This is a genomic window from Flavobacterium sp. MMS24-S5 (assembly GCF_050320125.1).
GTDB lineage: Bacteria > Bacteroidota > Bacteroidia > Flavobacteriales > Flavobacteriaceae > Flavobacterium > Flavobacterium tyrosinilyticum.
The window spans coordinates 3303025-3315714 of sequence record NZ_CP190016.1 but is presented as its reverse complement, the minus strand read 5'-3'; the positions used below and the strand labels follow the sequence as shown (position 1 = coordinate 3315714).

The 12690-nt window shown below is 33.4% G+C and carries 5 protein-coding genes and 2 pseudogenes; 3 read left to right on the top strand and 4 right to left on the bottom strand.

Going from position 1 to position 12690, the window contains the following annotated elements:
• Window positions 1–279 precede the first annotated feature (279 nt).
• Window positions 280–2787 carry a TonB-dependent receptor plug domain-containing protein gene (locus tag ACPWTF_RS15340; RefSeq protein ID WP_427871942.1) on the bottom strand — a complete coding sequence of 836 codons (2508 nt, stop codon included), beginning with the start codon at window positions 2785–2787 and terminating at the stop codon, window positions 280–282.
• A gap of 890 nt (window positions 2788–3677) precedes the next feature.
• On the opposite strand from ACPWTF_RS15340, the pseudogene metK reads away from it, so the two are divergent.
• Window positions 3678–4929 (top strand): annotated as a pseudogene (metK, locus tag ACPWTF_RS15335) (methionine adenosyltransferase).
• Window positions 4930–5009: 80 nt separating this feature from the next.
• Here the strand turns inward: metK and ACPWTF_RS15330 are convergent.
• From ACPWTF_RS15330 to ACPWTF_RS15320, 3 genes and pseudogenes are all read right to left on the bottom strand, one after another.
• Window positions 5010–7274, bottom strand: a complete 2265-nt coding sequence (locus tag ACPWTF_RS15330; RefSeq protein WP_427871940.1) for a hypothetical protein — start codon at window positions 7272–7274, stop codon at window positions 5010–5012.
• A 92-nt stretch (window positions 7275–7366) separates the two neighbouring features.
• Window positions 7367–10053 (bottom strand): annotated as a pseudogene (locus ACPWTF_RS15325) (carboxypeptidase-like regulatory domain-containing protein).
• A complete protein-coding gene (locus ACPWTF_RS15320) occupies window positions 10050–10988 on the bottom strand; it encodes a GLPGLI family protein (RefSeq protein ID WP_427871938.1) in 939 nt (312 codons plus the stop codon). Before ACPWTF_RS15320 ends, ACPWTF_RS15325 begins: the two are co-directional and overlap by 4 nt.
• Before the next feature lie 225 nt (window positions 10989–11213).
• On the opposite strand from ACPWTF_RS15320, the gene ACPWTF_RS15315 reads away from it, so the two are divergent.
• Window positions 11214–12017 carry a hypothetical protein gene (locus ACPWTF_RS15315; protein ID WP_427871936.1) on the top strand — a complete coding sequence of 268 codons (804 nt, stop codon included), beginning with the start codon at window positions 11214–11216 and terminating at the stop codon, window positions 12015–12017.
• Window positions 12017–12631: a deoxynucleoside kinase gene (locus ACPWTF_RS15310; protein ID WP_095928085.1), complete on the top strand. Its 615-nt coding sequence runs from the start codon at window positions 12017–12019 to the stop codon at window positions 12629–12631. The genes ACPWTF_RS15315 and ACPWTF_RS15310 overlap by 1 nt, the downstream gene beginning before the upstream one ends.
• Window positions 12632–12690: the final 59 nt, after the last annotated feature.

Here is a 12690-nt window from a genome sequence, read left to right as displayed (position 1 = left end):
TTATAGTTTAACTATAACAAAGATTGTCTCTTTCACTTTTGGCAACAGCAAATTGGGATGCACATTTGCATCATCTCACAACACATCATATTTCTTTTTGCTATTGTTTTCATTTTGATTTAAAATTTGAATTCGACTATTTTTTAAATTCGACTAATTCGATAGAGTAAATGTAATAAGTATTTTTTTAACGACCAAATTAAATTTGAAATTTTATACTATTTTTTTTAGAATCCCTTTCAAGCCTTTTAAATAAAGGCCTGAAAGAGCCTATTTTAATTAAAATTTAAAGCTTAAGCGGGCAAAACCAAATCTTCCGTTTAATCCGAATTGAGAAACTGCTCGTGAATAAGCAAACTGATTCGCATTTGTCAAATCTGTACTTGGCGCTGGCGACAAAGTTGGCGTTGTATTTGTAAAAGCTGGAGTTGCAGGATTATTTCGGTCTGGATAAACATCTCCTATATTATTCACTCCAATTGTAGCTCTCAAATGCTCGTTGATCTGATATCCTAAAGACAAATCGGTAACCAATTTTGCGCTGTATTCTGGATGTTCGTACACAGAAGAAAATCCGTCCAGATTAACATCTGTTGCTCCTGGATCTGTAACTTTTCCGAAATAGCTATTTCTTAAATAAATATCCAATTTTTTAATATTGAAAGTAGTCATCAGATTGGCTTTCAATTTCGGAATCGCTTCTTCTAAATACACTCGGCTTGATTCTGGGAAGAAAGAATAAATATAAGGTTCTCCTCCTGCATTCACTATTGATTGCGGAATATGCAGATCTCCTACTCTTTTGGTTTCGTTGAAACTAAATGCAAAATCGTTTCTAATTGTGAAATCCTGAATTACATCGTATTTCTGAGAAATTACCAAATCAATCCCTTTTGTTTCAGAATCGATTCCGTTTGTCCAGAAAGAAGCTCTTTCTACACCCTTCAAATCAAATGCTTGCTGAAACAAAGTCAACGCCTCTGCCTGTTCTGGCGAAGTTGCAGCACCGATTTGCGCATCTGTTGGTCTAGAATATTGTCCAGACAATACAATTCTGTCGTTGATTCTTGTAAAATAAGCATCAGTTGCAATGGTTATGTTAGCTTCAGGAATTTTGAATGTAAATCCTGTACTGATACTTTTTGATTTTTCTGGTTTTAAACTTTCAATTCCAATACTTTTTGCTGCTTGCGAATCGTTTGTAAAATACCCCACTTGATATGGAGAACCGTTGATAAACTGAGTAGAACTTGACTCAAAATATCTTTGCTGTAAAGAAGGCGCTCTAAAACCTGTTTGTCCAGAGATTCTCCAATTGATATTATCATTTAATTTTAGAAGAGAAGCTAGTTTGAATGTAACTGTATTTCCAAAATCTGAATAATTTTCATAACGCGCTGCTCCATTTATAAGCCATTTTTCAGTGGCATTCAATTCTAAATCAACATAAGCGGCACCACTTTTTCTGTCTTTTTCTTTAGCATCAGAAGGCTGAAATCCTGAAAATCCTTGCGCTCCTGCTCCACGTTTGTTTCCGAAGAAGTCAGTTACAATCAATGGCGAATTGCTTGGCAAGATTCCTGAAACTAAATTTCCGTTTACATCATACAATCCGTAAGAAGCTTCTTCTCCTGCTTTAATTTGATAGTTCTCATATCTGAATTCACCTCCAAAAGCAACGTTTAACCCAGAAAGCACATCCAGTTTTTTGCTAAAGTCCAAATTGGTAGTGCTCTGTAAAAACGAAACTTTTCCAGCATCAAAACTAAAAGGAGAATTGGTTCCTAAAGTTGCGTTGATGGAATTATTCACATCATAGTTAAAAGAGTTTGTTCCTAAGTTGGTGCTTAAATCGGTATCAAACCCAAATAATTGCGTATTTACACCAACTGCTGCTGAAGCATCTAAAATCTTTGACTCAATTTCTGGCAAGAATCCGTTTTGATACACTTGCGTGAAAGTACCAGAACCATTTGGCAATCTATTGAACGCATACGATTTACCTCCTCTATAAGAAACCCCACCAAAAGAATATAAAGAAGTGGTTTCGCTCAAAGGATATTTAGCATTAAAATACAATTGTCCTGCAGCCAATTCTGACTGTCCAACACTCATATTATAATCACTTCTCTGCTGACCTCTGTAAGCCAATTCATTATTAGTTACGTCAAAATTTAAAGCCGTCTGCATTTGCGCAATTGTTGTTGCCGATGCAATAGCATTTTGTTGTGCTGTTGTAAAATAACCTACTTGCGGCGCATATTGTTTTAAAGAAGACAAAATCTGAGCCGAGTTTGCAGTCGTATTAATATTGCTAAACAAAGAGTTGATTTCTACTCCATTTTGCGCCGCTCTATTTTCTACGGCATTGTAAGCATTAAAAATTCCATTACTTCTTATTCCTGCTCTACTAGTTGCTTGCCTTGTCACCGCAGTTCCTGTAACATTTAAGAAACTTCCCGGTTTACCCAATGAAGTTCCGTAGTTTAAATCGATTTGGGCAGTTTGACCGTCTGCTCCTCCTTCAAAATTATTTGATCCCGAAGACAAATTTGCTCCATACTGAATTCCTCCTGTCAAATAATTAGCATTTTTCTTTAGAACAATATTAATAACTCCTGCAATCGCATCAGAACCATATTGTGCGGCAGCTCCATCTCGTAAAACTTCTATTCTTTCTATGGCAAAAGACGGAATTGCATTTAAGTCTGTTCCTACAGATCCTCTTCCTGGCGATCCGTTTATGTTTACTAAAGCACTTGTATGCCTTCTTTTTCCGTTTACCAAAATCAAAACCTGATCTGGTCCGTAATCCTCTTAATTGTGCTGGATCAACGTGGTCTGTTGCATCTGCTGTAGAAGTCGGGTTACTCGTAAACGACGGCGCAACATAATTTAAAATTTGAGTTACGCTCGTTTGCGGTGCCCCTTTTGTTATTTCTGATACGTTAAAAACATCAACCGGAACCGGCACATCTGTTTTAACTCTGTTTTTACTTCTTGATCCAATAATAGTAACTTCAGACAGTTCGTTGTTTTTTAAACTATCCTGCTCTTTTTTATTGTCCTGAGCATAAAGTCCTGAAAAAGTCACAAGACCTAAAACGATTAGTACATTTTTCTTCATTTCTTTTTTTACTGATTAATTATTGTTTTTGGCTTAAAAAAAATCTTACAGGTTTATTTTTGGCATAAAAAAACCTCTGCGGTTCGGCAGAGGTTCTATTTATATTTTATTGAAAAATAATTACAATAGCGTCTCTGCGGATAACTCCGGCATCTTACAAGACATCATATTGCAAACTGTAAATTTCATTTGTTTCTTTTGTTTTAACGGGGCAAAGTTGCAAACTATTTTTTAATCGACCAAACAAAAAACAAATTATTTTCTATTACCCTATCAAAATAGTATGTTATTGTTAAATTTCTGCTAGAAAAAATAAAAAAAGTTGAACTTTAATTTGCAAATCAAAATGGTTTCATACCTTTGCACCCGAAACAGAGGAAAAATTTGAACTGATTGCAACCTCTTCATAATGAAATGATTTCGTTATGAATGCTGAAAGATTCATTTCAGTAGTAAAAAATGCTAAAGCAGGAACTCTCCTTTAGCCCTTTTTAGCAATTACTTTCCCTGCTTAAATTTTTAAAAACTAATATTTTATTATTACATTATTATGGCTTATTTATTTACGTCAGAATCTGTTAGTGAAGGGCATCCAGACAAAGTTGCAGATCAAATTTCGGATGCATTAATCGATAACTTTTTGGCATTTGATGCTGATTCTAAAGTAGCATGTGAAACTTTAGTTACTACAGGTCAGGTTATTTTAGCAGGTGAAGTAAAGTCGAATACTTATCTTGATGTTCAGCAAATCGCTCGCGAAGTAATCCGTAAAATTGGATATACTAAAAGTGAGTATATGTTTGAAGCGAATTCTTGTGGAATTCTTTCAGCTATTCATGAGCAATCTGCAGATATTAACCAAGGTGTTGACAGAGCTAAGCCAGAAGAGCAAGGTGCAGGTGACCAAGGAATGATGTTTGGTTACGCTACAAACGAAACTGAAAACTTCATGCCATTGGCATTAGATTTATCTCATAAATTATTACAAGAGTTAGCTATTTTAAGACGTGAAAACAAAGAAATCACGTATTTACGTCCAGATGCTAAATCTCAAGTAACTTTAGAATATAGCGACGATAACAAACCAACTCGTATTGATGCGATTGTAATTTCAACTCAACATGATGATTTTGATGAAGAAGCTACGATGTTGGCTAAAATCAAAAAAGATATTATCGAAATTTTGATTCCAAGAATTATCGCTAAAAACCCAGAGCACGCTCACTTATTTAACGATAAAATCAACTACCATATTAACCCAACAGGAAAATTCGTTATTGGAGGAACCTCACGGAGATACTGGTTTAACAGGAAGAAAAATCATTGTTGATACTTACGGTGGAAAAGGTGCTCACGGTGGTGGTGCATTCTCTGGAAAAGATCCAAGTAAAGTAGATAGAAGTGCTGCTTATGCAACTCGTCATATCGCTAAGAACTTAGTTGCTGCTGGTGTTGCTGACGAAATCTTAGTTCAGGTTTCTTACGCAATTGGAGTTGCTGAGCCAATGGGAATTTTCATTGAAACTTACGGAACTTCTAAAGTAAACTTAACTAACGGTGAAATCGCTAAAAAAGTAGAGGCTATCTTCGATATGCGTCCTTACTTTATCGAGCAACGTTTAAAATTAAGAAACCCTATTTATAGCGAAACTGCTGCTTACGGACACATGGGACGTAAACCTGAAACGGTTACTAAAACTTTCTCTGCTCCAGGCGGAAACGAAAAAACGGTTACTGTTGAGTTGTTTACATGGGAAAAACTTGATTTTGTTGACCAAGTAAAAGCTGCATTTGGATTGTAATTCAATCTAAATTTTAAATACTAAAAAAGGCTGTCTAAAATTTTAGACAGCCTTTTTTTTTACTTCTATAATTACTAAAACTAGTAAGTTCCGTTGCTCATTTTAGTTAAAACTTCTTTCATTTGATTTGCAGTTTCTTCATCCATATCACTAGTGATAAACTTTACTGCTAAAACTTGCGTTTCAATAGCTTTGTCTTTTTGTCCATCTTTATAATACAATTGCGCTAAAGTGTCTAAATAATACGGATTGTTTTTAGAGATCACCAAACTATATTCAGACCATTTAATAGCATCTTTAATAAAGTTTGAATTTTGTGGTTTTAACACAACTGTCCATGCCGCATTGTTACAGATATCTGAATGGTAAAGTTTGAATGAATTCCATCCATCATAAGAATAGCTTGAACTTGAATCTAATCCAGAAAAAATAGCGTCTAATTTTTCTATCGGACTTGTTCCTGCCAAAGTATTATCAAAATAAGTGTTGAACTCTTTTAAATAAGTTGTGTTTGAACCGTCCTGATCTTCAAGCTGGCTTAAGTAATAAAAATAGTTTCTGTACGAATCGAAATTCCCTTTTCCAGAAGCAATAATCTTTTTATAAATAGAATTGATCTTTTCTTTATTCATTTCTCCAGAAACTCCATCTTGAGCAAGATATAGGTTTTGCTGCAATGCATCTGAAACTTCAGAAACCACATTCCCAATGGTATGAAGTTCTCCTTGTTTGCTATTAAAATCTGCACGATTACGTTCAATATCTTCTGAGTGATTTAGCAAATAATCGATTGCTAAGAAATCGGTATCATTTAGAATTCTATCTGTACTAAAAAGCTGTTTTGTAAATCCTTGGTTTTTGATTTCTTTAATAATCGTTTCTACCAAATACATATTGGCAACTTTATCTTTTTGATGCGCTTCAATCAACTTTTTCCAAGTTTGAGCCACCTCTTTTTGGTTTAAAGCTGTTTTTGTAATTACAAATTCAGTCGAATTAGGATTGTTTACCGTATAATCTGAATCGTAATCGTACGATGTTTCTAATAAGGCCGCCTTATTAAAAGCTGCAATTAAATCTGAGTCTGAAGCTTTTTTGTTCTTTAAAACTTTATCTACAGAAAGGAATGCATTTGCTCTCTGAAGTTTTCTATAGAAATCTCCATAATAACTAAATTGATATTGTTGCGTAGTTAAGTCTGATTTTGCAACAGCAAGCAGATCACCACTTCCATTTAAAATAATTACACTTTGGTCGCTTGCAATTTTATTGTTTTTAAGCCATTTTTTATCATCGGCTCCAGCCAAATAATAATTGTAGATATCATAAAGAGCATTATAAGAATCGTACATATTATATCCGGTCTGTGTTTCTTGCTCTTTTACAAAAGCATCAAAATTTTCTTTTGCAGTCTTATCCTTATGGTCAACTACAACAACCAAAAACTTGTTATTTGCCGTTTTTGTAGATTCTATTGCCTTTTTTAGAGTGTTTTCAACTTTTAATTTAAAATCATATTTGGTATACGCTGGCGGAGGAATTGTAGCATCAATGGCGGCGGCATCTACTATCACAGCGGCACTATCTACAGCTACTCCAGAGCCAAAATCATCATTTATTAAAACATTTTCTTTTCCTGGATACGTCCAATTTTTTATGGTTTGATTTTCTATAGGAACAACTGTTGGAGTTTTAGCTGGTTTCTCCTCTTTTTCATTTATAAATACCAAAGGATCTTTTCCGTATTGATCAGAAATTTTCAATTCTTTTGTTCTTTTATCAAAAGATCCAATAAGATTTAAATCGCTTAAAACTGCCATATCATAATTGATCGTCACTTCCGAAACATCTTTTGGCAATGCATATTTACTCACATCGCTTTTTCCGTCGTAATCTTCGTAAACCAAATAAAGGAAGTCGGTTTTCTCAATTTCAAAATCTAAATCTGTTTTGATGTAATCGGGATCTACTTTCGTTTTTATATCAGAAAGTCTCTCGTATTGAACCGATTCTACACCTTTTTGAGTTCCAATATAAAAAGAATAATAAGATGGATTCAAGAATTTAATCTTAACCTTTTTTGCCTTTTTATCTTTAGCAAAAACAAGATCAAATCTATTTGTTTTATTCTCCGTGCTTTTTAGAAAAACTAGCGAATCGCCTTTAATCTCGTAACCTCCCGAATAAAAAACCAATTCGTACTTATTATCCTCTAATAAATTTAACTTAATCTTTCCTCCTTTATTTGTAGATAAATAAGTTCCTTTTTCGATGCCATTTGTTTGAGAGAAAGAGATAGAAATTCCAGCAAACAGGAGCGATAAACTCCAGATAAAATTGCGCATGATTACGTTTTTTGTCGTTAATACTATATCACAAAGATATTTGATTCTTCATTAAACAAATCACAAAAACCACAATATTAGCACCAAAAATACTACAAATTGTATTTCATCGAAAATATGATGTAACGCGGCTGAACTGTGTATTGAGAAACTCGTGTAGAGAACTGAGAAAAGCTGTCGTCGTTAAGATAAGTCGTGTTTAACAGGTTGGTTGCCGAAACTTTATATTCCCATTTGCTATTCTTTTTTTGATAAACCAAACTCGCGCTTAAGAAATCATATTCATTATCGACCGTTTTGTCTCCATTATAGTAATGATAGAATTCGTATTCCGAAACAAAAGAAAAACTATCCAAGAAATAATAATCTAATCTTGCAAATGGCTTGTCGGTGTAAAAAGTTGAACCACTGTATTTGTTAACCAAAAGATTATAACCAAATTCTATATTTGGAAGATTTTTATAATTTGTTGAAGCCTTAACGGTATAACTTTGACTGAAACTTTCTGTGGTTGACAATTGGTCATTTTGAATATTATTGAATTTCGACCAATTAAAATTAGCATTGACAGAAGCTTTATAATTCTTTAAAAACGAACGTCCGTAATTTCCCATTCCTGTAAAAGTTTCATCGGCCAAATTGGAATTGTAAGGAACAGAAGACTGATTAATTCCATCAAAATTGGCTTTTGTCTTAATGGCGTCCACTTTTCTGGTATAGGTGGCATTGGCAAAAATGTTCTCAAAATTGAACATATTATATTTAAAATAACGAAGCGAATGCACTTGCGAAGTCGCATTTTCTAAGAAACGATTTCCGCGAAACAAACTGCTGTAATCTGACAAAACATAACCCGAAGCCAATTGATTAATATCGGTAAAATCGTTTGTCAATGAGAAATTATAGGTAAGCGTTTCCGATTTTTTGATTTGATATAAAGCAAAGAAATCAGGAAGAACCTTTACGAAATTCTGAGAATAATCGGTTCCCAATTGCCCATTTGTCATTTGATATGTATGCACACTAACTCCAGGCGTTAAGGTAAATTTCCCTGTCAGAATTTTATAATGAAAACCTAAAAAAGCATCATTAAAACTGTAATCAACATCATTGTTATTTTCGGCATCATTCAAATCATTTTTATCGCCATTATCTAAAATTTGAAAAATGTGAGAATTGAAATTCTGATACGAATATGTATTTCCTACCGTAATATTGATGTTACTTTTTGGCGTTACCATATAATAGTAATCCAATTTGGTGTCCAATTTATTGGTTTTTACAAAACGATCTTGGTTCAAGTCGTTTCGATTTTGTCCCGAAATATATCCTGATAAATCAAAAGGCTGTGTTCTTAAATTGGCATTATAAAATGGATTTTCATCTTGATACAAATGTTGCATTTCGAAAGCAAAAATATTTTTACTGCTTTGCGTATAATACAAACTCAGATTTTGATTGATAGAAGTTGGATCTTGTTTCTTTTGAGTTAAAATAGTTTCTACCGCAGAAACATCACTAACAATAGATTCACGAAGCAAGTCTGTATCTTCATTCTGCTTTGATAATTTGGTCAGGATATCATAATCAAACTGAAATTTATCATTTGGCTTGTAAGTCGAGCTTAGTTTAAAAAGTCCCAAATTATTCTTTTGATGCGTCATTTCATCCCGTTTCTGCTGATCTCCAGAATCTAAAATCGTGGTTTGAGATTTCGTTTCTAAATCTGTTTTTGAAGACGAAAGAATTCCAAAACCACTTAAGTTCCAAGCTTTATTTACAGAATAAGCGAAGTTTGTTGCTCCAAATTTGGTTTCGATTTCTTTAGCGCGATTATTTCGAAGCAATGAAATTCCTAGATCATTTGAAGAAACATTAAAACTGCTCCCCCCTTTTTCATCATATTTTTAAATCCGCCAGTGAACTTAAAATAATCTTGTGCAGTAAGTGGTAATTCTCCAATATTATTAAAATTGGTGATTAAATTAATACTGTATTTTGGACTGTAATAGAATAATTTCGGATTGATAATATAGCGACTATCCAATTCTGCAACTCCAATTCCCGCAGTTACATCTCCAAACCAAAAGTTCTTTTTTCCTTCTTTTAATTTGATATTCATTGCCACATTATCTTGATCGTTTTCTAGACCTTTAAGTGCGCTTACTTCATTGTAATTTCTTAAAACCTGAACTTTATCAATAGCATCGGCCGGAATATTTTTAACGCCTAATTTGGTATCTCCGTCAAAAAAATCTTTTCCTTCCACCATCAATTTACTGACTTTTTTCCCTTCAACTTCAATTTCACCATCGGCATTTACCTCAACTCCTGGCAATTTCTTCAGCACATCTTCGAGCTTTTTTTCTGTTCCCGATTTAAAAGAATCTGCATTGTAAACAATTGTATCTCCTTTTATAGAAACAGGCATTTCTCGAACAATTTCTACACCTTCCAATTCGATTCCAGCACCATCCATAATAATATTTTGAGTCATGTTCTCAGCTTTTGTAACTAGAGCAATTTCCTTAGATTTCATTCCCAAATAACTTAATTTAATAGTATAAGCTGTATTAGGTTTTAAGGTAAGCTGGAACTTCCCTTTATCATTCGTGATTCCGTATGAATCCATTGCTTTGGTACCATTGTTAATAGCCATGATATTGGCCATTTCCAACGGATTTTTCTGCTCGTCTTGAATTAGACCATCAAAACGGATACTTTGCGAAAAGGAAATAGATGTAAAAAGTAAGGCAAATAAAAAAAGTGTCTTATTCATGATAAGAATATTGGAAGTTTCGATTTTGGAATTTGAGTTTTATAAATTTTATCTTCCCATTGGAGGAGCTCGCCAGCACGACCGCGGTTCATCTCTCCAAATTCTTCCATTTTTTTAATTACTGTTTCGTCGTATTCTTTCTGAGAAATCACTTTTCCTTTTTTAGAAGGTTTAATTTCTACTTTATCTTTTGAGTTCAGAACAATTTTAGAACATAAAATTGTCGTAGTTCCATCATTGATTTCTAAAATTAAACCAGGAAGTCCCCAGTAATTTTCTGGCCCTTGATTTATAGGAATTTCAGGTGTATACCAAGCTGTTACTACAATTTCTTTTGGAATTTCGAAGTTATCAGCAAAATTCGTTTTGGTATCTCCCGAAGTCTTTTTAGCCTCCTCTTTTTTATCTTCATCCTTTTTAGGTCTGAAGTTTCTAAAATCGGTTTTACTGGCTTGCTTTACTGCTGTTGCTTTATAACAATTGTAGCCTCCAATTTGTTTGGTTTCTTGTTCCAGTTTCCAGTCTAATTTTGGTAGCGAATCAACCACAAGAAATTCTTTACCCATAAACTCTTTATCAACGGTATACGTTTTTGTTTTTACATCTTTATAAAAAGTACCGCCTCCACCTGTAAGCGAACCAAACATCATGCGAAAACCGCCTTGCTGCTGACCTGGCGCTTCTAGTTTTTCTTCTTCTTTGTAAATCGAAGCTGCTTTATCGAAATTCAAAACGAATGTTTTTTCGAGCATCTTTTTCATACGCTCCTCCATGTTTTTCTGCATTTCTGGGGTAATATCTCTATTCCCGCGCATGCCTTCAAATTTTGGAGCCTGTGTTTTTGACTCATAAACAGCCATTCCCTGAAAATCTTTTTGCGCTTGAATTTGTGCAGAAACAAGCAGTAAAGTCATATAAAAAAATATCTTTTTCATTTCATTTTCTTTAAGTGAGTAAATCCGATAAAGCTTACATTCAAATGTATTACTTATTTTAAGATTCAAAAAACTAAATATATAAACGGCATTAAGGCATAGATAGAACCGCTTATTTTTTAGACTATTAGATTTTAAAAAGGTTTAAGACTCCAAATTGAAATTTTAAGAAGAGTTTTTTGTAATTTGGTGCTCTTGTAAATTAATTTTCTAATGTATAGAAACGTGCAAAAAATTTTATTTTCCCTATTTCTTTTCTGCACTTTTCATGCGCTTTCAGCTCAGGATTTGAGCATCAATCCAACTTTAATTTCGCAGTGTAAAAACGCTACTGATGAATTTTCAGGATACGATTCGTTTGGATATTCCTATCAGATTACGAACAACGTTTTTAGCAAAATTAAAGGAAAAGAAATCTTCGAATACAAGAATGTTTCTTTGGGAAAAATAACAAAAGTCGATCTTCAGAATCCGTTAAAAATTGTTTTGTTTTATGAAGATTTCAACAGTGTCGTTTTATTAGACAATCAATTGAATAAAATGACCGAAATTAACTTTTCGCAAAATGCAGCGCCAATTGTAGTAAGTGCCATCGGAATGTCTACGCAAAATCAGTTATGGATTTACAACACTTTAAATCAACAAATTGGACTTTTTGATTATTTAAAAAATGAATACAAAACGGTTTCAATTCCGTTGACTGAACCAATTCAATATTATCAAACCGATTTTAATACTTTCTATTGGATTGACAAAAAAAACAATGGGTATTCTTGTGATATTTTTGGAAAAATCACTTTATTAGGCCCTATAGCAGATTTTGATAGAATTGTTATAATTAGTCCTTCACAATATCTTTTCACTAAGAATCGTTTACTGTACTTTAAAGGTATTAATAAGTCGAATCCAGAGGTAATTTCTGAGATTAAAATTTTAGAAAAAACCTTTGACAATTTTTATTACAAAGACCAAATTTTATCTATTTTTACAGCTACAGATATATCAAATTATAAAATCGTAACACCGTAATGCACATAGCAATAGCAGGAAACATAGGCGCAGGAAAAACCACTCTGACCAAATTATTGGCGAAACACTTCAAATGGGAACCTCATTATGAAGATGTAGTTGATAATCCGTACTTGGATGATTTCTACCATCAAATGGAGCGCTGGTCATTTAATCTTCAGATTTATTTCCTAAATAGCCGTTTCCGTCAAGTGCAGCAAATTCGCGAAAGCGGAAAAAGAATCATTCAGGACAGAACGATTTATGAAGATGCTCACATCTTTGCTCCCAACTTATATGCAATGGGATTAATGACGAGTCGTGATTTTGAAAATTACACGTCGTTGTTTGAATTAATGGAATCTTTGGTTAAAGCTCCAGATTTATTGATTTATTTAAGAAGTTCTATTCCGAATTTAGTGGGACAAATTCATAAACGCGGACGAGAATATGAAAACTCTATTTCGATCGATTATTTAAGCCGTTTGAACGAAAGATACGAAGCTTGGATCCAGACTTACACTAAAGGAAAGCTCTTGATTATTGATGTTGATAATATCAATTTTGTTGACAATCCTGAAGATTTGGGTGATATCATTAATAGAATTGATGCTGAATTGAACGGATTGTTTTAAAACACGAATTCAAAGATTTACACGAAATAAAAAATGCCTCTAAATAATTTTAGAGGCAT